Source organism: Sphingobacterium sp. NPDC055431, from assembly GCF_053644255.1.
In genome coordinates this window covers 120,877-146,849 of record NZ_JBSHLH010000005.1, presented here as the reverse complement: position 1 = coordinate 146,849, position 25,973 = coordinate 120,877, and the positions used below count along the sequence as shown (strand labels likewise).

Annotated in this window: 20 protein-coding genes and 1 tRNA gene; 11 read left to right on the top strand and 10 right to left on the bottom strand. The window is 39.9% G+C overall.

Translation table 11 applies throughout. The features are described from left to right. Positions 1-157: 157 nt before the first annotated feature. On the bottom strand, positions 158-2,821 hold the full coding sequence (locus ACWIB3_RS07300) for a M14 family metallopeptidase (RefSeq protein ID WP_454291270.1): 2,664 nt from the start codon (positions 2,819-2,821) through the stop codon (positions 158-160). A 243-nt stretch (positions 2,822-3,064) separates the two neighbouring features. On the opposite strand from ACWIB3_RS07300, the gene ACWIB3_RS07295 reads away from it, so the two are divergent. Beyond that, positions 3,065-3,925: an N-acetylglucosamine kinase gene (locus ACWIB3_RS07295; protein ID WP_185214126.1), complete on the top strand. Its 861-nt coding sequence runs from the start codon at positions 3,065-3,067 to the stop codon at positions 3,923-3,925. A 13-nt stretch (positions 3,926-3,938) separates the two neighbouring features. Continuing rightward, positions 3,939-4,451 (top strand): glutathione peroxidase, encoded by a 513-nt coding sequence (locus ACWIB3_RS07290; RefSeq protein WP_374670585.1) that lies wholly within the window; start codon positions 3,939-3,941, stop codon positions 4,449-4,451. Positions 4,452-4,657: 206 nt separating this feature from the next. On the opposite strand, the gene ACWIB3_RS07285 is transcribed toward ACWIB3_RS07290, so the two are convergent. After that, a complete protein-coding gene (locus tag ACWIB3_RS07285; protein WP_185214148.1) occupies positions 4,658-5,242 on the bottom strand; it encodes a thymidine kinase in 585 nt (194 codons plus the stop codon). Positions 5,243-5,453: 211 nt separating this feature from the next. On the opposite strand from ACWIB3_RS07285, the gene ACWIB3_RS07280 reads away from it, so the two are divergent. Then, positions 5,454-6,563: a hypothetical protein gene (locus tag ACWIB3_RS07280; protein ID WP_454291269.1), complete on the top strand. Its 1,110-nt coding sequence runs from the start codon at positions 5,454-5,456 to the stop codon at positions 6,561-6,563. 60 nt (positions 6,564-6,623) lie between these two features. On the opposite strand, the gene ACWIB3_RS07275 is transcribed toward ACWIB3_RS07280, so the two are convergent. Then, positions 6,624-7,121 carry a hypothetical protein gene (locus ACWIB3_RS07275; RefSeq protein ID WP_454291268.1) on the bottom strand — a complete coding sequence of 166 codons (498 nt, stop codon included), beginning with the start codon at positions 7,119-7,121 and terminating at the stop codon, positions 6,624-6,626. Positions 7,122-7,231: 110 nt separating this feature from the next. On the opposite strand from ACWIB3_RS07275, the gene ACWIB3_RS07270 reads away from it, so the two are divergent. Both ACWIB3_RS07270 and ACWIB3_RS07265 read left to right on the top strand, forming a co-directional pair. Then, entirely contained in the window at positions 7,232-7,546 is a 315-nt protein-coding gene (locus tag ACWIB3_RS07270) for a YbaB/EbfC family nucleoid-associated protein (RefSeq protein WP_454291267.1), read from the top strand. Between the two features lie 10 nt (positions 7,547-7,556). After that, entirely contained in the window at positions 7,557-8,240 is a 684-nt protein-coding gene (locus ACWIB3_RS07265; RefSeq protein ID WP_454291266.1) for a metal-dependent hydrolase, read from the top strand. 68 nt (positions 8,241-8,308) lie between these two features. On the opposite strand, the gene ACWIB3_RS07260 is transcribed toward ACWIB3_RS07265, so the two are convergent. Both ACWIB3_RS07260 and ACWIB3_RS07255 read right to left on the bottom strand, forming a co-directional pair. After that, on the bottom strand, positions 8,309-9,169 hold the full coding sequence (locus tag ACWIB3_RS07260) for an N-acetylglucosamine kinase (protein WP_185217616.1): 861 nt from the start codon (positions 9,167-9,169) through the stop codon (positions 8,309-8,311). Positions 9,170-9,413: 244 nt separating this feature from the next. Next, positions 9,414-11,129 (bottom strand): MFS transporter, encoded by a 1,716-nt coding sequence (locus ACWIB3_RS07255; protein WP_185214120.1) that lies wholly within the window; start codon positions 11,127-11,129, stop codon positions 9,414-9,416. Positions 11,130-11,453: 324 nt separating this feature from the next. Between ACWIB3_RS07255 and rho the strand changes: the two genes are divergently transcribed. Together rho and pssA are read left to right on the top strand one after the other, a co-directional pair. Then, a complete protein-coding gene (gene rho, locus ACWIB3_RS07250; protein ID WP_185217615.1) occupies positions 11,454-12,950 on the top strand; it encodes a transcription termination factor Rho in 1,497 nt (498 codons plus the stop codon). A gap of 56 nt (positions 12,951-13,006) precedes the next feature. After that, on the top strand, positions 13,007-13,693 hold the full coding sequence (gene pssA / locus ACWIB3_RS07245) for a CDP-diacylglycerol--serine O-phosphatidyltransferase (protein WP_237219515.1): 687 nt from the start codon (positions 13,007-13,009) through the stop codon (positions 13,691-13,693). On the opposite strand, the gene ACWIB3_RS07240 is transcribed toward pssA, so the two are convergent. Together ACWIB3_RS07240 and folK are read right to left on the bottom strand one after the other, a co-directional pair. Continuing rightward, positions 13,680-14,036 carry an Hpt domain-containing protein gene (locus tag ACWIB3_RS07240; RefSeq protein ID WP_185214117.1) on the bottom strand — a complete coding sequence of 119 codons (357 nt, stop codon included), beginning with the start codon at positions 14,034-14,036 and terminating at the stop codon, positions 13,680-13,682. The two genes, pssA and ACWIB3_RS07240, sit on opposite strands and share 14 nt — an antisense overlap. 1 nt (position 14,037) lies before the next feature. After that, positions 14,038-14,517: a 2-amino-4-hydroxy-6-hydroxymethyldihydropteridine diphosphokinase gene (folK, locus tag ACWIB3_RS07235; protein ID WP_185214116.1), complete on the bottom strand. Its 480-nt coding sequence runs from the start codon at positions 14,515-14,517 to the stop codon at positions 14,038-14,040. 75 nt (positions 14,518-14,592) lie between these two features. On the opposite strand from folK, the gene sppA reads away from it, so the two are divergent. Then, positions 14,593-16,362: a signal peptide peptidase SppA gene (gene sppA / locus ACWIB3_RS07230; protein ID WP_454291265.1), complete on the top strand. Its 1,770-nt coding sequence runs from the start codon at positions 14,593-14,595 to the stop codon at positions 16,360-16,362. A 216-nt stretch (positions 16,363-16,578) separates the two neighbouring features. Continuing rightward, complete coding sequence (locus tag ACWIB3_RS07225; protein WP_454291264.1) at positions 16,579-17,769, top strand: phosphoglycerate kinase; 1,191 nt, start codon at positions 16,579-16,581, stop codon at positions 17,767-17,769. 50 nt (positions 17,770-17,819) lie between these two features. Here ACWIB3_RS07225 and ACWIB3_RS07220 read toward each other — a convergent pair whose 3' ends face one another. Beyond that, positions 17,820-20,483 (bottom strand): hypothetical protein, encoded by a 2,664-nt coding sequence (locus ACWIB3_RS07220; RefSeq protein ID WP_454291263.1) that lies wholly within the window; start codon positions 20,481-20,483, stop codon positions 17,820-17,822. Between the two features lie 783 nt (positions 20,484-21,266). Between ACWIB3_RS07220 and mgtE the strand changes: the two genes are divergently transcribed. Then, positions 21,267-22,643, top strand: coding sequence for a magnesium transporter (gene mgtE / locus ACWIB3_RS07215; RefSeq protein WP_185214112.1), 1,377 nt, complete (start codon positions 21,267-21,269; stop codon positions 22,641-22,643). 107 nt (positions 22,644-22,750) lie between these two features. Then, positions 22,751-22,827, top strand: a tRNA-Asn gene (locus ACWIB3_RS07210). 311 nt (positions 22,828-23,138) lie between these two features. Here ACWIB3_RS07210 and ACWIB3_RS07205 read toward each other — a convergent pair. Beyond that, complete coding sequence (locus tag ACWIB3_RS07205; RefSeq protein WP_454291262.1) at positions 23,139-24,554, bottom strand: Gfo/Idh/MocA family oxidoreductase; 1,416 nt, start codon at positions 24,552-24,554, stop codon at positions 23,139-23,141. A 19-nt stretch (positions 24,555-24,573) separates the two neighbouring features. Further along, positions 24,574-25,962 carry a 3-keto-disaccharide hydrolase gene (locus tag ACWIB3_RS07200; RefSeq protein WP_454291261.1) on the bottom strand — a complete coding sequence of 463 codons (1,389 nt, stop codon included), beginning with the start codon at positions 25,960-25,962 and terminating at the stop codon, positions 24,574-24,576. Positions 25,963-25,973: the final 11 nt, after the last annotated feature.

The following is a 25,973-nucleotide window of genomic DNA, read 5'->3' as shown; positions in this document are numbered from 1 at the left end:
CTGGTTTAGACATTTTGCGAAAATTCCGAATATGTCTCGAATAAGGTCAATTGCAAATCCACAAAAAAAATGGATTTAGAACAGCAGCCTATGTTACAAATAAAAAGAAAAGGCCATATCTGTGGAGATATGACCTTAAAATTTATGTTTATTTAACTTACTGCAGCTGGTTGAACAATAGCTTGAAAGTTCCATGAGTTTGCGCGCGGAAATTAATGTCATTTCCAAAAGATACCAGTTTACCTTTGCCTACTGGCGCTTCAAATGCAATAACTCCATCCTTCAAATATTTCTGTCCCCATGACCACCCACTCTTTAGGACCTTCTCCGAATCAAACCACATCAATGGTTTGATATTGGTATTTTTGATCTTATACAAGTTGTCGTTGCTGTAATATATATCTATTTCATCATTATAGCCCCAAGTGCTGGCAGATCCTTTTGCAACTTTTGCTGTCAAAACAGATCCAGGGGTATAAAACTCAGTTCTCTTTAAAGCCTTGTGTTGGGCATCTACCAAATGGTTTTCTACACCTAATTCCAAATGTTCAGCCAAATCAGAACTGCTTCCGATCGTTACGATTTTACCTCCGTTTTCCAAGAATGATTTCAATACAGGTATTGATTTCTGTTCGGTCAAGCGACCCCATCTTTCTTTAAATGGAGAAGGGATATTTTCTGGAGCCTCTGCTGGCATACGTCCATAGTAGGAAGATGCATTTGGATTGCTATTGAACCTAGGAATAGAATTTCCAGGGAAGATAATGACATCATATTTTGCATTCAGGTTACCCTTGTCGATATCTGGTGCATAGATGACCTCAAAATTATAGTGATATTTTTCCATCAGGAACCTCAACCATCCGGAAGGCATGCTCCCGCCATAAGTATCCCATAGCGCTATTCGTAGAGGTTTGATCTTCTTGTTTTGTTTTGGTAAGCTATTGCTGGCCTCCGCAGGGAAGATCAATTTCACGTTCGCATTGTTTTCAACATAGATATCCCCATTTGATTCATCTCGCCACACATTCTTTCCTTGTTTAAGCAAGTCATTGCTTACGCGGAAGGATTCGTTGATTGTTGCGGGAAGTCTTAGGTATTTACCTTTAGGTTTTGCAAGTTCTGCCAATTGGATGACCTTTCCGTTCGTCAAATATTGGAATGGACCATTGAAGTCCTCAAGGATACGGTCGAATTTTACATCCATCAGGTAAGCCAATGTCCAGCCTGCAGCATCATAAGGCGGAATTGGAGGGCCTCCTGGATATTGAAAATCATCAGGGTGATCTTGCGGCTCGAACATATCTAAGATATGTGGACGGAAAGCTTGGTCAGTCTTGATGATATAGGAATCCTTTGCATATTTCTTGCCGTTTACAGTGAAGTCCGCTGTTGCCTGTTGGATATCGATACCATTTTGGATCAATGCATTCACGAAATCAGTAGCTTTTACAAAATCAGCCTGATCCGCAGGGATAATAAATCCGCGAGGGTCACGAAGGGATTTGTTCTCGAAGAGGCTGCCCAATAATTTTCTTTCTGCTTCGCGGTTGTTCTCGATTTTAGGGTCCTTTCTCTTGGCTTGTTGAAAGGCTGTATCGATTACAGCTACCTTGCTAGGTGAAAGTGGCCAGAAGTCTTTAGAACCTCGCTCTATGGAGTTCTTGCCCATCCTGAACATGTTGTACAGGACTTCATCCTTATAGCGGCTGGCATAGTTCAAGACTGCGTAGTTTAAGGATACGGAATAATCAATTGATTGTTGGAAATGCCATACCTGCGGAATCACCGGGTTTTGGGTGTCATTATTCGGAATCAAGCGGTTTGGAACAAGTGGGATCTCGAATGGAGTTGGGTTGCCGATCATTTCGGTCAACAGTCCCATCATGTTGTGGAAATAGGTGGTCGTTCTCAGGCCACCATTATACCAGGTCGAGAATACCGAACCGTCTTTTGCCGTATATCCGGGTTTGCCTTCGGCATTCAACCTAGAAGACATTGCGGCTCCCAAGGCATCGATTCCAGACATTAAGATTGGGTCAAATACATAATTGAACGGATCTCTATAGGGTGCGCCTGCTACCACGGCACCTGCTGGTGCAGTTTGGTGGTGGTTGTACATAATCTGAGGGATCCATTCAACAAACAGCTGTCTAGCCATGTTTTGGGATTCCTTGAGGTTCAGCATAAAAAAGTCGCGGTTATTATCATGTCCTGCATATTTCTGGTAAAGGACAGGGACATAGTTGCCCGATCTTTTTTCAGGAGTTTTTTCACGCATGTACCAGTTAGAGATCAACTCTTGCCCATCTGGATTGGCATGCACCATGAGGACAATGCTGTTCTCCAGGATGTTCTTCGTTTCAAGGTCGTTGGATGAAGCCAGCAGGTAGGCAGTTTGGATAAGCTGGTGTGTTCCTACCACTTCATTGGAGTGAAGGCCACCATCAATCCAAACGATGCTCTTGCCTTTTTGGGCCAGTGCACTAGCTTCCTCTTCAGACAGTTCCGCATGGGCAAGTTTTGTCGAGATGTTCTTGAATTCTTCCAGATTTTTTAAGTTTTCCGGAGAACTGATGATCAGCATACATTGGTCACGGCCTTCTTCGGTCTTGCCGATGACCGTGTATAACAATCGATCAGATTGTTGGTCCAATTTTTTGAAATACTGTTCAGTTTCAGTAAATGTTGCCAATTGGTAGTCATCACCAATCTGGAATCCAAAGTGCTCTTTCGGACTGGTTATTTGTTGGGCAAATACCATCTGAATAAAAGCAAAGGAAAACATCAGTAACCGGATGAGGTTCATTGAGTTCTTCATAATTTTATTAGGTAATAATTTATAGGTTAAAGATAAGAATCGCTTGCAGATTCATTGGAGAAAGATCGATCTAATGCAGGACCTTCACAATAATATTACAGTCTAGAGCTTTTGCAATCTTATCCGGTTGGTCCTGTCAAAGGGGTGGATTTTAATGTCGAATACTCGTTTTTGTTTAAATCGAGAAAACGATTTTTATTCTCTTGGAATTTGTATATTTGAGATGATGACATTTAGTAGCATATGATTTTAGTTGCAGATAGCGGATCCTCACGATCAGATTGGATGCTCCATCTTCCAGATAGCAAACCATTACGTTTCAGTACCAAAGGTTTAAATCCTTTCTTCGTAAGCGAGAAGGAGATTGCGGCAATTTTGACTGAGGTTCCCGAAATTATCCCATATATAAAAGAAGTTCATGAGGTCTATTTTTTTGGAGCAGGTTGTTCTACTCCTGACCGCCGTGAATTAGTATCCAATGCCCTGACCCAAATTTTTCCATCCTCCTTTATTTCTGTTGAAAGCGACCTGTTAGGGTCTGCCTATGCAACCTTTGGAGCTGGAAAAGGATTGATTTCCAATCTTGGAACTGGTTCTGATATCAGTTTCTATGATGGGGAGAAACTGTCGGCAAGTTTGCATGGTAATGGCTATGTGCTTGGGGATGAGGGTTCTGGTGCCTGGTTTGGAAAACAGTTGATTACTGCCTATCTCTATGAGACCATGCCAAGGGATTTGGCAAGGATCTTTAAGGAGACGCATCACATCACAAAAGATATCATCATCAAGAATGTGTATCAAAGGGATAGACCCAATGCCTATTTGGCATCTTTTGCCGAATTTATGGGACAGAATAGACAACATCCCTATATCGATAATCTCCTGAGAAATGGTTTTGACGAATTTGTAAGGACCAATATCATGACATACCCGAACTTTTGGGAATTTGAATGTCATTTTGTTGGGAGAATTGCCTATTATTTTGATATTCACCTAAGAGAGGTATGTTCTTTGCATGGTGTTCGTGTGGGCAAGATATTGAGTAGCCCAATTGAAGAGCTGTTCCATTATGTAGTGGACAGAGAGCTGAATGTTCAACTTTAAAAATATATAGATTATGATCATGGCCATGATAATGTTTTATACTATGCTGTTCCAACAGCCTACCGTATATGACTTTTCTTTCACATCCATTGATGGAAAGAAAGTAGATCTCGCTGATTTCAAAGGAAAACAACTTTTGATAGTCAACACCGCTTCTAAATGTGGGTTCACGAAGCAGTATAAAGAGCTTCAGGAGCTACATGAACAATATGGAGATAAACTGGTGGTTATCGGGTTCCCTTCTGATAATTTTGGAAACCAGGAATACGGAGACAATAAAAAGATCGCTGAGTTCTGTGAAAAGAATTTTGGGGTGAACTTCATCCTTTCTGAAAAGGTAGATGTAAAAGGTGATAAGCAAACTGCCTTATTCAAATACCTAACAGAAACCGAAAATCCAGACTTCAAAGGTGATATCAATTGGAACTTCGAGAAATTTCTGATCGGAAAAGATGGTAAACTAGCACACCGATACCGTTCGAAAGTTACACCACTTGATAAGGTGATAACATCACAAATCTTATAAAAACAAAAAGACGCTCCAAGGCGTCTTTTTTGTTTTTATAAGATTTAGACACAAGACATTAGACATCAGACAAAAGAACTTTCTGACGGGTTATCTTGGCTCAACTTATGGCAGAGATGGAGAATATTTGATGAAAATGAGAAAAGTATAAAAACGGTCAACCCTATTTAGGGATGGACAATTGTCTTATGTCTATTGTCTTATGTCTAATTCCTATCTAATCCAAAATAGCAAGACCTACATCTAGGTTCATAGCTTTCTTTTTCACCGAGAAGGACACGGGATTCATTTTGTTGGAGACGGTAGGAGTAGTTAGCCGGAGCGCCGCATTTAACACAGACAGCATGGACTTTGGTTACATCTTCGGCAATGGCCATCAGGCTAGGTATGGGTCCGAAGGGTTTCCCTAGATAATCCATGTCCAGCCCTGCAACGATCACTCGGATACCACGGTTTGCTAATTCTACACAGACGTTAGGGAGTTCCTCATCAAAGAATTGGGCTTCATCGATTCCTACTACCTTGGTATCGGCACTTAAGAGCAGGATGGCTGAAGAATGCGATACTGGCGTGGATGGAATGGAGTTGCTATCATGGGAAACGACTTCATTTATGCCATAACGCACATCGATTTCAGGTTTGAAAATTTCTACTGGAAGTTTAGCAAATTGAGCCCTTTTCATCCGACGGATCAGTTCCTCCGTTTTGCCAGAAAACATAGACCCACAGATCACTTCGATACTACCAATGGGACCTCTTCTGTTGGGGAAATTATGTTCAGAAAACAACATCATTTTGATAAAACTTTATTCTAAAAACCTGATTTCAGAAGTTTCATATAATATGAAATTCTTAGCTAATATAGCTTACGAATATCGAAATTTAATCTTATTTTTGGTTTAAGGAGATAGGATAAAAGCGTAAACGAGGTGTCAATCAGTTTGTTTATTTTTTTATATCACATTTAATAATAGAATTAATTTCAATCTATACACATAAAACATGGCTTATTCAGATCAGGATATTTTAGGGAAAATTGGGGATCTTTTGGTAGAAATCAATGAGCATTATGCAGGGCTAGACAAGAAGAATCTAGCAGGCAAAAAAGCAGATATATTGTTGTTGGCTGCTCAGGCGAAATACTTGGCAGCACATATCGAAGCCTTAGCATCGCTACAGACTCAACCGACTCATTTATTGGCTTCTGCGAGTGCAGGGATAGTGCAGGAAGAGGAAAAAACCTTTACGCCAGCGATCGAACACGAGGAGCATGAGGCTGATGAGCAACCGGTGGAAGAAGAGATCCAAGAAGTTGAAGCCGTAGAACCTGAAACTGAAAGGAAACCTTTTGTCGAGGAATATGATGAAGAGGAACCGGAATCGACCACTTATGCAGAGGAATCGAACGAGGAAAACCAGGAAATAATAGAAGATGAGGAAGAGGAATTGGTAGAAGATCCAAAAGAGGCTGAGGCTAGGGAAGAAGAGAAGGAAGAAGCTGAACCCGTTGAAGAAGTATCTGATTTCAAAAATTTCAATATATCATCCAATCCTGTCCATACCGCCTCTTCAGGTTATACTTCAGTAGCATCTGCAGATGAAGCTGAAGAAGATAAAAAGAATGTCGAGGAGCAAAACAGGGAGGAAGTGAAAGCTGATGCTGAACCTACCGTTAACGAGGTCGTAATCGAAGAGAAGGAAATCGAGATTGAGGAAGATAAACCGGAAGAGGTCGTTTCCTTGAATGATTTGGCAAAACAGGCGGAAGTTAAACCTAGCCGTCCATTGACATTGAACGAATTGATCCAGCAACAAAAAAAGGCTGGATTGACCAATGCAAATCAGTTCAATACTTCCCAAGATAAAAGTAGTGACCGCATTGCAGACCTTAAGGTTGCAGTGAGCCTAAATGATAAACTCCTGTTTATTAAAGACCTGTTCAATGGCTATAGCTTAGCTTATTCTGAAGCGATTGAACTCCTGAACAGATTTGACAATTTTGCAGAAGCAGATGCCTTTTTGCAGTCTAACTATTCGCTGAAGAATAACTGGGCTTCAAAACCACAGACTGTGGATAAGCTTTATGCTATCTTAAGAAAGAAATATATATAATTTCAGTTCGAATAAAAAAGGTCGCTTCTAATTCAAGAAGCGACCTTTTTTATGGAGTTTTCAGAATAAAAGATCAAATTTGATCCAATGGTTTCCTTCATGTCCATATACAAAATATTTTGATTGGATAATTTCAGCGAATATTTCTGTATCCAATAAAAAGTCTCCTTTGCGTTTTCCAAAACCAGGCTTTTGAATAATAAAGACATTGTTGTTTTTAACGGCTTTATAGTCGCTGTATTGCTCGTTCAATAAATCTGGCAGTGTTCCTAGGAAAGCAGGATTGTCGTTGATAAAGATCAGGATTTCGGTGTTTTCAGGCTCTTTTACCAAGGGGTTGTTCTGAGCTCCAGCGATTTCGCTCAGTTCTTCGATATAAGTTGGGTCTGTGGTAGGTTTTGAAAGGTCCACAATTTCGACCATCGGTCGGTTTTCAATATGGATGAACTTTAATTTATGGATAATGATATTGATTTCTTCTTCAAGTTGCTCGAATTTTTCGGGCTCAGACTCTTGTAATTCGTTTGCTATTGCGGAATAGTGTTTTAGTTGAATCATTATGATAGACAATTATCCTACAAAGGTAAACAAGCTGCTCAAAAGAGCCAAGCAATTGTCGAGATTCATAAATAATTTGTAATTTGGGGTTTAAAATTTAAGGAGTATTTATGTTTGATAAGTTATTTGAAGCACAGCAAAAGGCACAGGAGATCAAGGCAAGATTGGATCATATTTCCGTATCGGGAGAAGCAGAGGGCGGCAAGGTCCGTGTAATATCCACGGCGAATAAGGAGATCAAAGAAATTCAGATCGACCCTGAATTCTTTAAGGATGCAGAAAAAGAGGAAATCGAAGAGCTAATGGTTGTTGCCTTGAATAAGGCTTTGGTTCAGGCTGAAAGTATCAGTCAAACTGAAATGCAAGCAGCCTCACAGGACCTATTAGGTGGATTAGGAGGTTTAGGCAACTTATTTGGTAAATAATAAAAGAGAAATGAAAGCAACATATTACGGACAGTCATGTGTGGAGTTTGATTTTGATGGGACCAAGGTTTTGATGGATCCATTCATCAGTTATAATCCTTTGGCGAAGGCTGTGGATATCGGTAAGATCAATCCTGATTACATTTTCCTGAGCCATGGCCATCAAGACCATGTGGCCGACATGTTCAGTATCCAACAACAAAGTGGGGCCACTGTTGCAACCATTGTAGAAACAGCTGCATGGGTGAGAAAACAAGGGGTACCCGATGATAAAGTAATCGAATATAATCTGGGTGGAACCTTGAACCTTCCTTTTGGGAAGGTGAAGATGGTTTATGCCGCACATAGCAATAGCACTCCAGATGGTGCTTATGCAGGTTTTCCGGTAGGTTATGTGTTCTTTTTGAAAGACAAAACCATTTATTTTGCTGGAGATACTGCGTTGACCATGGAAATGAAGTTATTGGAACGCCATAAGATTGATTGGGCCTTGTTGCCTATTGGTGGCCATTATACCATGGATGTGGATGATGCCGTGATTGCAGCTGAATTTGTGAACTGCAATAATGTGATCGGAATACATTATGATTCTTTTCCTCCAATTACGATTAATCATGAGGAAGCAAAGAAGAAGTTTAACGAGTCAGAGGTGTACTTGGCCTTGCCAAAGATCGGTGAGTCGGTAGAGCTCTAAAAGAGATATATCAAAAGAAAAGCCCAATTGCTAGCAATTGGGCTTTTTTATGTTCAGGCTGCTATAGGTTAAGCAACGCTTTTTGATCTGTTGATGTGGAACTGTACCAAATCGTCAATAGGAGAACGCAAGATTTTTCCAACTTTCATTCCATATTGAGTAGCTTTTTCTTCCAGTACGTTTCTGAAGTTGTAACCTACAGAACCGATACAGTTGAAAGTGTAAGATTGGTAATCAGGGTATTTGCTCACAAGGTTGTTGAAGAAAGCTTCGAAAGCATCGTCAACGATTTTGCGAGTGTATTCAATATTTACATTATTGTCGTATACAAATTTACTGAAGCTAGCGCAGAAACGGTTAGCTAAAGGTTTTGTGTATACGTTGTCCATGATTTCATCAGGAGTAAGTTTGTAAGTATTAAAGAATGCCTCAGCAACATCTTTAGGCATTAGACCTCTGATAAAATCTACCAAAAGTTTCTTACCGATGAAACTACCAGATCCTTCGTCACCTAGGATGTAGGCAGCTGAATCAATATTGTGAGTTATGTCTTTTCCGTCGTATATACAAGTGTTAGTACCCGTTCCAAGGATTGCAGCAAAACCAGGGTTAGTACCTAATAAAGCGCGTGCAGCAGCTAATAAGTCGTGACCAACCTCAACTTTAGAATTTGGGAACACTGCCTGGATCGCATCTTCGACAATTTTTGCCTTCTCTTCATTGTGTACACCAGCACCATAATAATTTACCTCGCTGATTTTTTCAAATGGAATATCTTGAGGTAGTCCTTTTTTAAGGGATGCAATAATGTATTCGCTATCTACAAAATATGGGTTATAACCCTCGGTGTTGAAGTAAATCTTCTTGTTGTTATCATCTAGCAAACACCAGTTTGTTTTTGTAGACCCTCCATCTGCAATTATTATCATTATTTATAAATTTAGTTTTAAAGTAACTTGTTTTTTCGTTTTACAATGGTATTGTTCTAAGTTTAAATCCCAAAATACGGTATTTATTAATAAAAATAAGAATTTTTATTTGATATATTGAAATAATTTAGGAAGGTTAGGGCCTTGATTAAAAATAAAAACCTTATAACTGCTTGGTTATAAGGTTTTTAAAATTATTTTAGCGCGAAAAATACTTAGTGTATTTTTTACAATTAGTTTAGCATTAGTGAGCTCCTTCGGCCTCAATTTCGTCAATTGCAATTCCTTGTTTAGACAAGAATTTGCGAACCAGTACCGCAAAGACGATGATGTAGATAAAACCAACCGCTGGAACAATGTAAGAGTTGTGAATACCAATGATATCCGAAAGCTTTCCTTGGATAGGAGGGATGATACCACCACCTAAAATCATCATCACCAAGAATGCCGAACCTTGTTCGGTGTATTTTCCTAATCCTACGATGGAAAGACTAAAGATGGAACCCCACATGATAGAACAAGCTAAACCTCCAGCTAGGAAGGAGTAGATTGCTACCGTGCCTGATGTCATCAAACCAACGATCATGGCCAATAGCCCGAAAGTTCCGAAAATGATCAAGGTACGGACAGGTTTTTCTTTACTCAAGAAGAATGCAGCGATCTGTAATGCCACACAGATAATGAAATAGTATAGAACGGACATGTCGAATCCAGCAAGTGAATTCACACCGATAATAATGGTGAAAGCTATGACAGGAACGATAATAGTAAGTAATTTTTTCTTAGATTTTGTCAAGTTGAACGCTGTAATCGCGCCTGCCCATCGACCGATCATCATACCGCCCCAGTACATGGAAACGTATGGAGTAATCTGCGAAGATTGCAGGTTGCCGAATTCTTCCAAAGTCAAAAGTTCACCTAGGTTACTACCGATAGCAACTTCAATCCCTACATAGATAAATAAGGCCAACATACCCAAAACCAATTGTGGATATTTCATGGCTCCCCAACCTTCAGGATTTTTCTTGGCACTATTATAAGAGAACAGAAGACCGAAAACAATTACGGCCAAAGCACCCAGTAACCATAGCATACGTTTGATTTCCAAACCATGTGAAAGGTCTTTAATCTGTGCTAAAAGCTCTTGGTTATTGTTGTTAGCCGCTTGTTCCTTTAGGTCTAGGATATGAAGGGCAGTGTCAGATTTGTAACTGGTAAATACAGGGATAAAAGCACATAGCAACAAAATGGTCATAATGATCAATGTTGTCCTCGCCTTGTTAGCGGGTTCCATCTGTTCCAGGTTGAAACCTGCCGGAACTTTCTTAGAGAAATGGAATAAACCAGCTGCCAATACGAAAAGAAGACCCACACCTATATAAAGGTATACGACTTTGTTTAGGGGAAGGTTAGCGATTTCAGCATCGGAAATGGTTTCGAAGGTACCAAATAGTGCAAATCCAACGATCAATGGTCCGATAGTGGTACCGAAAGAGTTGATACCGCCCCCCAGGTTCACCCGAGATGCCCCAGTTTTAGGGTCGCCCAATAGCACTGCAAATGGGTTTGCTGCGGTTTGCTGCAAGGAGAAACCTAATGCAACAATAAATAGACCTATTAACATTCCCGTGTACACATTGACTTCTACAGCGACGATCATTGCTGCGGCACCTAATGCCGAGAACAAAAGGCCATAGACTATACTTCGCTTGTAGCCCCATTTTCCTACGAGGTCTTTTCCAGAAATGGTTCCGAAAATAAAGAGAAGAAGAGCGCCAATGTAGTAGGCCGAGTAAAAAGCAAAATCAATAAGTTGAGATTGAAATTGATCTAAGTGAAAGTAATTTTTACAGAACGGAATAAATACACTGTTTCCAGCTGCGATAAATCCCCAGAAAAAAAACACCACGATTAAGGTGTAAAGAGCTGGGTAATTGGTGTTTGTTTGTTGGTTATTCATAAAAAAAATGTCTAACTTTATGATTTAATCGTACAAATAAAGAACTTTTTTTTGATTTCTAAAGTTTTTCGGCAGCTGCTAAAACATTTTACTGCTACTTAACGTTATATAATAAACTATAAATAAAAAAAAGTGCTGATTTTCTTTTGAAATTACAATAGTTCTTTTTTTCTTTGTGGCGGTTCTTAATTTATCTTTCGGGACGCTAGTATAAAATCTCTATAAAAGATTTAGTTACCCAATAAGACATATGAAATTTATGTATTAGCTGAGAGATATATTTCAAAAAAAGTAAAAATCCTTAAAAATCATATTTTAATATTAATGGATATTAATGAATTGAATACGAAGCTCGTGTCTGAATTGCGCGAGATTGCGAAAGTTCTAGGCATTGTTGATGCTGAAAAGCTTAGAAAACAAGAGTTAATTGATCGTATTTCTGAAATAGCCAAAGAGTCTCAGCAAGAGCAAACTGTAGAAGTTTCTGATGCTGATTCGGATAAAGCCAATGCAGAGCGAACAAGAAAAAGAGTGCGTACAGTGAAAGCTGCAGAACCTGTAGCAGTAGGTAGAAACAGAGTGGCAGCCGATGATGAGGAAACGAAAATGGATTTTGTTAGCAAACCAGCAGCAGAATCTACTCCCACAGAATCCACAACTACTCCTTCTCCTGAACCTTCTTCTAAAGCTTCCACTCCAACAGATTTTGACAACGTAATTATTAATGAAGGTGTATTGGAAATTATGGCCGATGGTTATGGTTTCTTAAGGTCTTCAGACTATAATTATTTGACATCTCCGGATGATATCTATGTTTCTCAATCACAGATCAAGTTATTTGGATTGAAAACTGGAGATAATGTAAGAGGATGTATCCGTCCTCCGAAAGAAGGCGAGAAATATTTTCCTTTGGTGAGAGTTGAGGCCATCAATGGTCAAGACCCAGCTGAAGTAAGAGACCGTGTTCCTTTTGATTATTTGACACCATTGTTCCCTGATGAGAAATTGAATTTGGATCTAGGTCCGAGCAACTACTCGACAAGGATTATGGATCTTTTCACTCCAATCGGTAAAGGACAACGTGGATTGATCGTTGCACAGCCTAAAACTGGTAAGACCAATTTATTGAAAGAGGTTGCCAATGCGATCGCCAAAAACCATCCTGAAGTTTACTTGATCATTTTATTGATCGATGAACGTCCAGAGGAGGTTACAGACATGGCAAGAAGCGTACGTGCAGAAGTTGTTTCATCGACTTTTGATGAGCCTGCTGACCGTCACGTGAAAATTGCCAACATCGTATTGGAAAAAGCAAAACGTATGGTAGAGTGTGGCCATGATGTGGTTATCTTATTGGATTCCATTACCAGGTTAGCACGTGCTTATAACACTGTTGCTCCAGCATCAGGAAAAATCCTTTCCGGTGGTGTGGATGCCAATGCACTTCATAAACCAAAACGTTTCTTCGGTGCAGCTAGAAATATCGAGAACGGTGGTTCATTGACGATTTTAGCTACAGCATTGACTGAAACAGGTTCTAAAATGGATGAGGTAATCTTTGAAGAATTCAAGGGTACAGGTAATATGGAGCTACAATTAGACCGTAAATTGTCTAACAAACGTATCTTCCCTGCCATCGATCTTACTGCATCTAGCACAAGACGTGATGACCTATTGGTTGACCGTGATGAATTGCAACGCCTATGGGTATTGAGAAACCACCTTGCCGACATGAACTCGCAAGAAGCAATGGAATTTTTGTTGACCCAAATGCGTGGAACTAAATCCAACGGAGAATTTTTAATTAGCATGAATGGCTAAAAAGCCATCATAAATTGATATTTTTAAGCCATCTTTGCGAAAAGATGGCTTTTTTTATGAAGAAATACATTCCAAATACGATCACTTCCCTAAACCTCTTTTCAGGTTGCATCGGTACTGTCATGGTCCTGAACCAAGAGTATATGTTGGCTTTTTACTGTGTATTAGCTTCGGGTATTTTTGACTTTTTCGATGGTATGTCAGCTAGAGCATTGCATGTCAAATCGTTGATTGGAAAGGAATTGGACTCCTTGGCTGATGTGATTAGTTTTGGGTTTTTACCGGGAGCCATAATCTTTACACTACTAAAAGATACCAGTTCGAATGAATACCTTCCTTATCTAGGTTTTATCATTACCGTATTTTCGGCTTTAAGATTGGCAAAATTCAATATTGATACGAGACAGAGCACGGATTTCATTGGTGTGAATACGCCAATGAATACCTTTTTTATAGTTTCCTTGCCTTTTATCCTCCAAGATTATCCTGCCTTAAAGAACACTTGGCTTTTATTGGGCATAGCTATCCTGACCAGTTTGCTATTGGTGTCGGAAATAAAATTATTCTCTATGAAACTGAGCAGTTTGAGTTGGGTTGTCAATAAATACAAATACCTTTTCCTTATTATCAGCGTCGTGTTATTGGTAATCTTGAAGTTTTTAGCTTTACCAATTATCTTGGTTCTTTATATTGTTTTTTCAAAAATACATTTTGCCTCCGAGAAAGAAATTAGTGAAGTTTAGTTTGATAATCTTCCAATTCAGCCATGGCTAAATGGAAATCCTTTTTGATGTTTTCAAATAGATCCAGGATGTCTGCCATCGGTTCTTCGCCGGCAGCTTTGTCCTCAAGATCCTGGAACTTCATCCTTAAATCCGTAGCACCTAGGTATTGCATGGTCGGCTTGATATGATGCGCTTTTGATTTGATGTCTGAATGGTCCTGAGATTCAATCGCGACTTCTAAAGCCTTAAAATCTTCTACTCCCTGACCAAGATATAAAGGGATCATCTGTTTGATGACCTCGATGTTGTTCATCATGTTCTCTTGGATAGAGGCGGGGTTAATAATGGAATAATGGTTCATGTTAGATTGTTTTTACATTCAGTTGATCGGTTGATTCTTCCAGCAATTCCTTGTTAGATTTCTTAAAAATAGGGTGGGAGTAGTCGGCAGCTATTTCTACGAGGGGTATCAGGGTAAAGTTTCTTTCTTGAATATATGGATGAGGGACTTGAAGGTCTTCGGTATGTATAATGTCTTCGTTATAGTATAGAATGTCAATATCGATGATCCTTGATCCCCAGCGTTGTCCACGGATCCTGCCCAAAAGAATTTCAATCTTCAAGATTTCATTCAAGACTTTATTTGCGGAGAAATCAGTCTCCAACAAGATCACCTGGTTTAAAAATACCGGTTGGTTTTCTACGCCCCAAGCTTCGGATTCATAAATTTTGGATTGCCGTGTGATTTTTCCAATTCTGTCTTCAATTTCAACCTTTGCGTCTTCTAGTTGTTTGTTGGGATTACCAATATTTGCCCCTAAAAGTAGGTAAACTTTATTCATGAGTTTAATATATGAATTGTTTTATGATAATCGGAATAATAGCTTAAATTTACGGACACTACTTAAATAAATTATATGAGATCATTTTTTAAATACGTACTTGCGACCATTACAGGTATTATTATCAGTAGTATATTAATGTTTTTTATCCTGATGGGGATCATTGGGATGATGATCAGTTCGGTGGGCAGTAAGAGTGAAACTGTAACAGCTAGCAACTCTGTTCTGTTAATCGACCTAAATCATGCAATCACAGAAAAAACAGAAGCAAATCCATTTGAAGGTCTGGATATCCCGGGCTATTCGGGGTCTAAATCCATTGGATTGAATGATATCGTTTCAAAGATAAAAGCAGCAAAAACAGACAATAACATCAAGGGAATCTATCTTAATGTGACAAGTGTAGGGACTGGCTTCGCAACGATGAAAGCCATTCGTGAGGCACTTTTGGACTTTAAGACTTCGGATAAGTTTATTGTAGCCTATAGTGACGTGATGAGCCAAAAAGGCTATTACCTGAACTCTGTGGCTAATGAGGTTTATTTGCATCCACAAGGGAACCTTGATTTCAGAGGGTTGGCTACTTCGGTCATGTTTTATAAAGAGGCATTGGATAAATTGGGAATCGATATGCAAGTCCTCAAAGTTGGAACTTATAAAAGTGCGGTTGAACCTTTTATCCTCAATAGTATGAGCGAGGCGAATAAGGAGCAGGTGAATTCTTATCTAAGCAGTATTTATGGTACTTTCCTGAACGATATTTCGGTTGTTAAAAAGATATCAACAGATAGCTTAAAAAGCATTGCAAACGGTTATTTGATCCGTGAAGCGGAAGATGCCAAGAAATATGGATTTGTTACAGATCTGTTGTACAAAGATCAAGTGATTTCTAAAATCAAGGACAAGTTGGGTATTGATGCGAAAAAAAATATTCCAGTAGTTTCCTTATTAGATTATAATAACAAAGCAAGTGCTGGCGAAGCAGGTGGCGATCGTATAGCTGTATTATATGCCTATGGAGAGATCATTGATGGTGAAGGTATAGAAGGACAGATTGGTGGAGATAAATTGTCTAGGGAATTACGGGAATTGAGACAGGATGATAAGGTTAAGGCTATTGTGATGCGCGTAAATTCTCCGGGAGGTTCTGCCTTGGCTTCGGAATCCATCTGGAGAGAGGTCGATCTAACAAAGAAAGTGAAACCTGTAGTAGTATCCATGGGTGATTATGCTGCTTCTGGAGGTTATTATATCTCGGCTGCTGCGGATTCTATCTTTGCCGATCCAACAACCCTAACAGGTTCAATTGGTGTATTCGGATTGATTCCAAGTTTCCAAAAATTATTCAATGATAAATTAGGCATCCATTTCGATGCGGTGAAGACTTCTAAGTTTGCTGATATGGATGTGGATATGGACAGACCATTGTCGGAAGAGGAAAAAGGAATCATTCAGGGTGGCGTTAATAAGATTTACCAAGTATTCCTGAAGCGTGTGGCTGATGGAAGGAAAATGCAAGTAGCAGATGTTGATAGCATTGGTCAAGGCCGAGTGTGGACCGGTGAACAAGCTGTGAAATTGAAATTGGTGGACCGTTTAGCGACCTTGGACCAAGCTATTCTTGCGGCTGCTAAGAAAGCAAAAATCGAGAATTATAGAGTTTCGGAGTATCCAAGAGCGAAAGATCCTTTTGCTTCGATATGGTCTACTTCGAGGGATAAAATAAAGATGTGGATGTTAGAAGATGAGATGGGGGACTACGTAAAATATTTGACGGAACTGAAAAGGATCAGTCAGCAATCGGGTGTGCAGGCTAGGGTTCCATATCTGGTAGAGATATATTAATAAAAAGCGCTGATTGAGAAATCAGCGCTTTTTTTGAATCATGGCAGTTCTTGCCAGCGCTCAGCCTTTTCATAAAAATAGAAATGGGCTTTTATAGGAAATGCATAAGGTATTACTACATAGATTTAGAATTATTGTAGAGATTTACAGATTGAAAAGAAAAATGAAAGTTTTTTATATCTTTAAACTCTAAAATCAACCGGAAATAAAAATAAAATGAAAACTATCGACGATTTAAATTTCAACGGGAAGAAAGCTTTAATAAGAGTTGATTTCAATGTTCCTTTAGATGAGAACTTCAACATTACTGATGACAACCGTATTCAAGGTGCGCTGCCTACTATTAAAAAGATCTCAAAAGACGGAGGTTCCGTTATTTTGATGTCCCACTTAGGAAGACCAAAAGAAGGACCTACCGACAAATATTCACTTAAACATATTGTAAAGCACTTATCTGAGGTATTAGGTGTTGATGTACAATTTGCAGATGACTGTATTGGTTCTGATGCTGTGGAGAAGGCAAAGAATTTGCAGGCAGGTCAGGTTTTATTGTTAGAGAACCTAAGATTCTACAAAGAAGAAGAAAAAGGAGACCGTGATTTTGCAAAGAAATTAGCTGAATTAGGTGATGTCTATGTTAATGATGCATTTGGTACTGCGCACAGAGCTCATGCTTCTACGGCTATTATTGCTGAATTTTTCCCTAACAACAAGTACTTTGGTTACTTAATGGCGAAGGAAATTGAAAATGCGGAGAAAGTATTGAATAAACCTGAACGTCCATTTACAGCTATTATGGGTGGAGCTAAGGTTTCTGATAAATTGGAATTGATTGAGGCCTTATTGGACAAAGTTGACAATTTGATCATTGGTGGTGGTATGGCTTATACCTTTGTAAAGGCGCGCGGTGGTGAAATTGGTCAATCTTTGGTTGAGCTAGATAAATTGGATTTGGCAAATGAATTAGTGAAAAAAGCGGATGAAAAAGGCGTGAACTTGGTTCTTCCAACTGATGCTCAGATTGCTGACCGTTTTGCAAATGATGCCAATGTTTATGATGGTCCTAATGATGAGATTCCTGCTGATAAGCAAGGTTTGGATATAGGTCCTGAGTCCTCTGAGCATTTTAAAGATGTGATCATGGCTTCAAATACCTTGTTGTGGAATGGTCCAATGGGTGTATTTGAGATGGATACTTTTGCTAAAGGTACTCGTGCGGTTGCAAATGCAGTTGTTGCAGCAACAGAGCGCGGTGCATTCTCATTGATCGGTGGTGGTGACTCAGCTGCTGCGGTATCTAAATTTGGAATGACAGAACATGTTAGCTATGTTAGTACTGGTGGTGGTGCTTTGTTAGAATACATGGAAGGTAAGACACTTCCTGGTGTTAAAGCTATTTTAGACTAATATTATCTATAAAATAAAGGAAGGGGAGCCATTTGGTTCCCCTTCCTTGTTTAATAGCTGTAGCTCAAGCTGAAGCTTGGCACAAACCGCTGCTTGGCACTAGCCTGATTGATATAGCTGAGTTTAGCTCCCACTCCAAAGTCTGGAAGTACATATTTGAACATATTGAAGTCTGCTGATAGGCCTATTCCGAATGAGGTAGGTTCGGCCTTGCTGTCCTGGATATTTTGATAGTCGGCAAAGAAATAACCATGGAAACGTTTGATATAAGCCAATTGCCCAATTGCCCAGTCGGGATAAGCAATCGGGAACCTGTAGTTCATCAAAAGGGTGTTTTCTACTTTCGGCGAATCGAAATGAGCATAGCCAGATACCATTGGAATATCATAGGTATCATTGTATCTTCCATCAGTTTTCTGGTAGGATAGCCTAGCCTGGAAGCCATGGTTCCTGAAGAAACCAGGAAAATAGAAATTGGTCCTGATGGCAAATAATGAGCCTTCTAACGTGTTTTCGAATGGTACATGACGGTAAAGAACATTGATATTCTGTCCCCATTTAGGGATCAGGTCCATTTGACTTCTTCTTTGATTACGGTTGAAATATGCCTGATAATTGAGAGGGAAGGCAATTTCATCATGAAATCCCCGCAGGGTATTTAAGCTTAAATCATATCGTTTTTGATAGGACGTACCTAGGTTAAAGCCGTAGTTATAGGTGGTTTTTCCTCTGTAAATGCTCAAGGGAATCTGCATGTCCAAGCTATAAACATGTTCCCTGAAGTCAAATCTTGTGTACTCATTTTCCGAGTTTTGCTTCTTAGCATAGCCGATTTGGCCCCTGTTTTTATAGGAAAAACTGAATTTCGGATAGTATTTCTGGTAGGTTAGCTCTGCTGAATAGACGCTTTTTTCCATGTCCAAATCGTATTCATAACCTAATTTTAGCTGAGAAGTATTGAGTAGATCATTGGCAATCCAGAAGATTCCAGGTCTATAATTGTCGAAACTTTCGAAGTTATTGCTGCTTATGCTTAGGCTGTGAAAGTTAAATAAATGACTAAGGCTATTGTATTTTTCTACTTGATAAGGCTGTGTTTCCTCGGGTTGTGGTCCTGCAAAACTAGCTTTTATCCTGTGGTCTGTCTGGGCCGGAACCTCAAAATTCGCTGTGATTTCCTGTCCTATCAGTTGTGCAGAGTCAAGGAAAGCTGCTTTATATCCGTTGAATTGATACTCGTTATAAAGTACGGAATGGTTGTTCCCGGGGCTTGGATGAAAGGCTCCGAATGGCGAATCTGAGATAATATATAGCTTCTTATCGTTGCTGGAATAGCGGTAAAGATTGTCGATTTTTTGAAATTGAGCTTTAAAAATAAGGTCATTTTCCAGGTAAATGGGACGTTGGAATTCTTGGTTTGACCAAGGAAACAGCTCCTTAAATTGCGAGGTTTCGAGGTCTATCTCAATGATATTTGTCCCTTTTGGACTGATGGCAATCGCTGAAATCTTTGTTTCATCTGCATTCAAGCGGGGCTGTTGGATAAGAAATCCTGCAGGAAAATCCATGATTTTTGAGGATTTCTTTGAAATTCGGTCGATATAGAAGAGGCTAGATAAGTTGTTTTGGTCCACTTGGACTGTATATACCTTTTGGGAATTATCGCTCAATATAGGGCTGTAAAATCGAGAATTTTTAGAAAGGTCCTTAATTTTTCCAGTTTTGAGATCCAAAATCCTAATAATATTATAGGTCTGTTTGCCAAATCTAGCATCCTTTCTGAGTTCATCCCATACCAGAAATTGGTCGTTCACATGAAAATATGGAGTGAGTTGGTACCCAATTTTGGTTATGATTTCTTCTTTATCTGCAGTTCTTTTTCTGATTTCTGGGATGAAAGCGGGTGATTGAACAAGGGTAAAAATTGCTTTTGAGGAGTTGGTTTGAGGAAGGAAATAGTGCGTGGGGTAGCGGTTGTTTTCCTTAAAAATAAGGTTAAAATTTCCTTCATTTTTTGAAGATTCCCATTCCTTTTTGAGTTCAGAAATTGTGGCGTCATAGAGTTTTTTGCTGTTCAGATTGCTGTACTTTTTCAGTGCTAAATTGAAGTTAAAAGGTCGCCATAGATTTGCTCTCATGTTGTCCATGATTTCTTCCTTTACCCCATAGCCAAAATGGTTGGTCAGATAGCTGTTCATGCTGTACCCGGTGAGGTAGTAGGAGGGGGTCAGATCTCGGAAAGACCCTAGTATATTTTTACTAAAAGAGTAGTCTTTTCCGGAGAGCAAATTGGTCCGAAGGGGCATGAACCAGGAGCTACTTCTGCCTCTACCTCCGGCAGAAAATTGAGTTTCTATGGAGACCGCGTCTCCCTCAAAGTACCAAGCCGGTAGGTGAAGACCATACAATGCGAAGGCCAATTGTTGGAAAAATGGACCTTGAATACTACCTGTCAACTTGTCAAATTGTGCTACATGTCTTAACTCATGTTGGATGAGATTTGGAAGCCATTCAGTATTATCGCTTGCAGGTCCAGGGGTTGAAAATGCTTCGACTTTTCGAGGGGCAAGTTGTGCATAGCCGTTCTGTTCAATATGATTTTCGTGAAGAATTATTGAAATTTTCTTTGGAGCGCGCTTTAAATCCCGACTGGAATAATCAATCATGCTGTCGATTTGTTGGGAGAGGAGCAAGGCTGATTTTTCGAACTCCATCGGGAATATGAGTTGAAATTTTTCAGTATTTATCTGTCTCCACTTAACCTTAGAAGAGGCTTGTTCATTGTCAATTATTTGAGATTTTACAAGATGTGTATTTAAACTTATTATAAGAATAGTTAAAATGCTGATAAAAAGCTTTTTATAATTGATAGAATATGGTGATATTAGCATATACTAAATATATTAGTAAAAATTTAGGTGTTTATATTAATTGATTGTTTTTATAGAAGATATAAGTAGTTGAATAATAGTGTTTAATATTCATATTGATTTTTCCATAATTTACACTGTTTTAAGTGTATTTTTGTCTTTAAATCACTGAGTTGCGATTAATAATTCAGTTAACTTTTTGCTTTGTAAATGTAGGTTAAATTTTAATAAATTCAAATGTTTGGCGCTTCTTAAGGCTTTTTTTAAAATAGGATTGACGTTAGCTGGAGGGTGGATTTTTGATTTGAAAAATTTCTAGATCCAGGTGCTGGGATTCCAACTTGGTTTTCGTCCCTGTTTTATTTTCAAAAATTTGAAACCCCGGATTTTCTTAATTTTTATGAACTGGAATTTACCCATTGATTTGATCTCGATTTATTGGGTTGGTCTAGTAAATTTTTCTAGTGACATTATGGCATGTTGCGGGTGTGGGTGTTGCATGCTTATTGAGTTGTCCGGGTTGTCGGATTTATTGATTAAAAATTAATTATATTATTATGCCAAAAAAAACGACTTTTGCACAAACGATTTTTGGACCAATGTAGGATAATAAAATAAAGGAGGCGTATGGAAGAATTAGCAATGCTTGTAGCACATGTTGAGCAATTGATTGAACGTGGAGATCATACTGAGCTTGCGGATTATTTGAACGAACTAAATATTTCGGATGTTGAAGAATTGATTGATGAGCTTCCTGAATATGGCCCCCTGTTTTTAGAAACTTTAAGTCTTAAAAGAGCGGTCAATGTGTTCCGTATTTTAGACTTCCCCACCCAAGAAAGAATTCTCAAAAAATTACCGGCTTCCAAGATCCGAGAGCTCCTAAACGAGATGCCTCCGGATGACCGTACTTCCTTCTTTTCGGAACTGAAAGGTGATGTTGTAAAAAGGCTCATTATTCTGTTGACTCCCGAAGAGAGAAAGGAAGCACTGTCCTTGCTTGGCTACCCTGAAGATTCGGTAGGACGTTTGATGACTCCGGACTACATAACAGTGAAGGAACATTGGACCATGCCTCGCGTTTTGGATCACATCCGTCGATACGGTTCGGCTTCTGAAACGATTGATGTCTTGTATGTGATCGACTCGGATGGGAAGCTGATCGATGACGTTCGGATCAAGGACATTCTTCTGGCGGAGCCAGATAAGGTAATTGCAGACTTGATCGACAACCGCTTGATCTCTTTGCATGCCGATGACCCGCAAGAAGAGGCCGTGACGATTTTCCGTATGAACAATCGAGTGGCCCTTCCGGTGGTGGATGAACAGGATATCATGTTGGGTATTGTGACGATCGATGATATCTTATGGGTGGCCAATGAAGAGTATACCGAAGACATGCAGCGTATCGGGGGTACCGAGGCCTTAGATGAACCTTATTTGGATGTTTCGATCTTTCACCTAGTGAAGAAAAGAGCAGGGTGGCTTATCGTGCTGTTTTTAGGCCAGCTGTTGACTTTTAATGTCCTTCAGCACTACGAGGCCAAGTTCACTACCGTTCTTGTCTTGTTGATGCCTGTAATCATGTCTAGCGGGGGGAACTCCGGTTCTCAAGCATCCACCCTGATCATTCAAGCGATGGCGATGGGTGAAGTGACCCTTCGGGATTGGTGGATGGTTATGAAGCGTGAAATCCTTTCGGGTTTGCTGCTTGGGATAATCCTAGGTGTTTTAGGTTTCATGAGAATTGGGGTTGAGGAAGTGTTCAAGGATACCTATGGTGATGCATGGTACCTGTATGGCGCGGCAATCGGGAGTTCTTTGGTCGGTGTGGTACTTTGGGGATCATTGGTCGGGGCGATGTTGCCATTCATACTTCGTAGGTTTGGAGCGGATCCAGCGAGTTCATCAGCTCCCTTTGTGTCGACTATTGTCGATGTAACGGGCTTAGTGATCTACTTTAGCTTCGCGACGTATATCCTGCGAGATGTTCTGTTTAATTAATTCTAATTGGTTTTGAATAACTTGCGATAAATCGCCAAAAAATATTTGCACTTGTCGGAGAAACTTCCGATAATTGCATCACCGAAAACGAAAGGGACGGTTTAAACTCCTGAATAGCTCAGTTGGTTAGAGCATCTGACTGTTAATCAGAGGGTCGCTGGTTCGAGCCCAGCTTCAGGAGCCAAAAAAAAAGATCTGCAAATATTTTGCAGATCTTTTTTTTTAGTATTTAGTAGAAAGTATTTAGTATTTAGACCTAGGTCGGCTAATCTATCCAAATATTAAATATTATTACTAAATATTTGAAAAGTAACTCTTCTAGACCTTTGTCCACAAAACGGGAAAGTCTAAATACTCAAAAAGTAATTCTTCTAAACCTTTGTCCACAATACGGGAAAGTCTAAATACTTAAAAAGTAACTCTTCTAAACTCTTGTCCGCAATAAAGGAAAGTCTAAATACTAAATACTTTATACTAAATACTATTTGGTAAATACTACACCTTGTAATACTCTTCCCATCCTCTTGCTGGAGGAGGTCCATAAAGCATTTCATTGGCGAACTTGTCGTTGGTAATCTGTTTGGTTTTTGGGTCGAACTCAATTCTGTTGTTCATTTTCTGAGTGATGACTCCAAGACAGAAGACTTGGCTGAGCGGTCCTGCGATTTCAAAGGATGACCTGGTCTTTTCCGTTCCTTTGCAGGCATTCAGGAAATTTGCAAAGTGGTTTGAAGGACTAGCGGGAACTTCAGGAAGTTTTGACGCCATATCCTTGGCTTTGGTTTCTGGAATGATGGACAAGGTACTGGCATGTGATCCGCCTTTGAAAATTAAGTCTTTGGAATAGATTATTTTTCCAGGATTTAGTTTCGCGGGTTCAATTTTTCCTGTACTTGGCGGTGGAATGTTTGGATCCAATCCTGAGACACCATAACCTTCCGGAATCTGTGGCAGGTTTGTAAGTCCATCATACCAGTTGATGTCCACTGCAGGCATATTCTTTCTTTTCGGGAAATGGAAGTTCAAGGTCGAGGACATGGGGAAGAAATAGGAATTATGTCCCTCTAGGGATTTTGCCTCAACCACGGTCGGTAATCCCAACTCGAGGAATTCATGGGAGGTATCTAAGATATGGGCTCCCCAATCTCCTAATGCACCCATTCCAAAGTCAAACCAGCAACGCCATTGACCATTTACAAAGTCTTTGTTGTAATGGTGGCCAAGCGTCTGCATTTGCCAGATTTCCCAATCTAGGGTCTCCGGAATTCTTTCTGGGTATGGGAATCCAGTGATGTTTGGATCCCAGCCATGCCATCTTCTTGGGCTATTCATATGGGCATCGATGCGGGTAACATCTTTGATGATCCCGGCATCTTTCCAAGCCTTAAACTGAAAGTAATTGGCTTCGGAGTGACCCTGGTTACCCATTTGAGTGGCAAGCTTCGGGTTTTTCCTAGCTTTTTGCATCATCAGCTCCACCTCATTGAAGGTTCTTGCCATAGGTTTTTCCACGTAGACGTGTTTTCCTTGGTCCAGGGCCTGCATGGTAATGGCAAAATGGGCAAAGTCAGGCGTTCCAATGGCAACAGCATCAAACTGATTGCCCATTTCATCAAACATTTTTCTGAAATCCTGATATCTTGGCGCATTTGGGAACATCTTGATGATTTCCTGGGTTTGTTTTGCGCCCATGTCCACATCGCAAAGTGCGACAATGTTACATTGTCCGGTTTTGTACAGTTCCTTGATGATTTCGTTCGCTCTATTTCCTATTCCTACGCAGGCAAGATTAACTCTTTCATTGGCACTGGCAAGTTTTACTTTCCCCAGTACACTGTTGGAAAGTAAAACTGCACCTCCTGCCATTATAGACTTGCTGATGAAGCTCCTGCGTGATAAATAATGATTCATATTTATTGACAGCTAATGGTTATTTTATTTTGTTGATTTTTATTGATCGGAACGATACTTCGTCGCCATGGTCCTGAAGCAGGATATGTCCTTCCGAAGCTTCTCCAAATTTATCCCAGTCCTTGTATTTACTGATTGCCACCAAATCCTTGAACTCCTTAGATCCTCGCACATAGGATAAAACTTTGACACCGTTGAGGTAGTAGGTCACCTTGTTGTCCTTGTCCACCAATACACGGCCTCTGTTCCATTCTCCAATAGGTCTTGTGGCACCTCTACCTTTATCGGAAGTGATTAGATCATACAGGGATGCAATGGTGCGGTTTCCATCTCTTCCTAATTTTGCATCAGGATGCTTCGCGTCATCCAAGATCTGATATTCCAATCCAATGGCAGATCCTGATGTTTTTTCCGCCAAGGTGACAAAGTATTTTACACCGCTGTTAGCACCCGGTGTAAGTTTAAATTCAAAGGACAGGTCAAACACGCTGAACTTATCCTTGGTAATGATATCGCCACCATTCGTAGATTCGCCGCCATCGGATTTCTGCACTTTTATGATGCCATCCTTGATTGACCAACCTTTTTCCGGAAAATTTTCTCCCTTTACACTTCGCCAACCATCGGAGTTCTTGCCGTTGAATAGCAATTTGCTGCCGTTCTTTTGCTCTGTCGCACTTAATGCATTGGGAGTAAGGTTTACTATGTATTGGCCTTTTGGATATGGGCTAGGTTTAAGGTTTTCAGTCTTGATCTTTATGTTTTTGAAATATACCTTTTTGCCATCCAATTCAGCAGGGATGCTGTGGACCTGTAAACCAATGAAGCCAGATGCATCGACGGTATCCACAACATAAGCTGCAGGCACGCCATTAACCCAAGAACGAAGTTCATTTCCGATGGCCTCAATACGGATATGGTTGAATTCATCCTTTTTGTATGCCGATTTTGAAGGTTCATTTAGGTCCAATGGATAGATCCATCCTCTTCTTCCTTCATCATAGACACCGCCTGCCCAAGCGCGTGGAGAAGGGTCGATCTCAATCTGACGGCCATAGACCCTTCCTTTTCCATTGTTGGCATTGGGGTCGATATGGCTTCTGGTCTGGATTCCCGAATTGGTTTTATCGCCTTCCAGTTTGATATCGAGTTCAAGGATGAAGTCGCCATATTCTTTTTCCGTGATCAGAAAGGAATTTGGGGTTCCTTTGGTCATTCTTCCAACTATTGCTCCGTCTTCAACGGTATATGGTGCTGCACCACCTGCGGATTTCCAACCAGCCAGAGTTTTTCCGTCAAACAGAGGTTTAAAACCTTTGCTATCGCTGGATTGTGCATTTGCCTGGGCGGATAGTAATAGGGCGAGCCCTACTGAGGAGATGGATCTGATAATCGTTTTTCTTTTCATTGATTGCTATT

What these genes read in the sequence shown, in the direction of transcription:
- mgtE (WP_185214112.1), top strand. Translation starts at nt 21,267, where the DNA reads ATGGAAGAATTAGCAATGCTTGTAGCACATGTTGAGCAATTGATTGAA.
- rho (WP_185217615.1), top strand. Translation starts at nt 11,454, where the DNA reads ATGGATATTAATGAATTGAATACGAAGCTCGTGTCTGAATTGCGCGAG.
- ACWIB3_RS07220 (WP_454291263.1), bottom strand. Translation starts at nt 20,483, where the DNA reads ATGGAGTTCGAAAAATCAGCCTTGCTCCTCTCCCAACAAATCGACAGC.
- ACWIB3_RS07280 (WP_454291269.1), top strand. Translation starts at nt 5,454, where the DNA reads ATGGCTTATTCAGATCAGGATATTTTAGGGAAAATTGGGGATCTTTTG.
- ACWIB3_RS07225 (WP_454291264.1), top strand. Translation starts at nt 16,579, where the DNA reads ATGAAAACTATCGACGATTTAAATTTCAACGGGAAGAAAGCTTTAATA.
- ACWIB3_RS07265 (WP_454291266.1), top strand. Translation starts at nt 7,557, where the DNA reads ATGAAAGCAACATATTACGGACAGTCATGTGTGGAGTTTGATTTTGAT.
- ACWIB3_RS07290 (WP_374670585.1), top strand. Translation starts at nt 3,939, where the DNA reads ATGATCATGGCCATGATAATGTTTTATACTATGCTGTTCCAACAGCCT.
- ACWIB3_RS07300 (WP_454291270.1), bottom strand. Translation starts at nt 2,821, where the DNA reads ATGAAGAACTCAATGAACCTCATCCGGTTACTGATGTTTTCCTTTGCT.
- ACWIB3_RS07200 (WP_454291261.1), bottom strand. Translation starts at nt 25,962, where the DNA reads ATGAAAAGAAAAACGATTATCAGATCCATCTCCTCAGTAGGGCTCGCC.
- sppA (WP_454291265.1), top strand. Translation starts at nt 14,593, where the DNA reads ATGAGATCATTTTTTAAATACGTACTTGCGACCATTACAGGTATTATT.
- ACWIB3_RS07240 (WP_185214117.1), bottom strand. Translation starts at nt 14,036, where the DNA reads ATGAACCATTATTCCATTATTAACCCCGCCTCTATCCAAGAGAACATG.
- ACWIB3_RS07285 (WP_185214148.1), bottom strand. Translation starts at nt 5,242, where the DNA reads ATGTTGTTTTCTGAACATAATTTCCCCAACAGAAGAGGTCCCATTGGT.
- folK (WP_185214116.1), bottom strand. Translation starts at nt 14,517, where the DNA reads ATGAATAAAGTTTACCTACTTTTAGGGGCAAATATTGGTAATCCCAAC.
- ACWIB3_RS07275 (WP_454291268.1), bottom strand. Translation starts at nt 7,121, where the DNA reads ATGATTCAACTAAAACACTATTCCGCAATAGCAAACGAATTACAAGAG.
- ACWIB3_RS07270 (WP_454291267.1), top strand. Translation starts at nt 7,232, where the DNA reads ATGTTTGATAAGTTATTTGAAGCACAGCAAAAGGCACAGGAGATCAAG.
- ACWIB3_RS07255 (WP_185214120.1), bottom strand. Translation starts at nt 11,129, where the DNA reads ATGAATAACCAACAAACAAACACCAATTACCCAGCTCTTTACACCTTA.
- ACWIB3_RS07295 (WP_185214126.1), top strand. Translation starts at nt 3,065, where the DNA reads ATGATTTTAGTTGCAGATAGCGGATCCTCACGATCAGATTGGATGCTC.
- ACWIB3_RS07205 (WP_454291262.1), bottom strand. Translation starts at nt 24,554, where the DNA reads ATGAATCATTATTTATCACGCAGGAGCTTCATCAGCAAGTCTATAATG.
- ACWIB3_RS07260 (WP_185217616.1), bottom strand. Translation starts at nt 9,169, where the DNA reads ATGATAATAATTGCAGATGGAGGGTCTACAAAAACAAACTGGTGTTTG.
- pssA (WP_237219515.1), top strand. Translation starts at nt 13,007, where the DNA reads ATGAAGAAATACATTCCAAATACGATCACTTCCCTAAACCTCTTTTCA.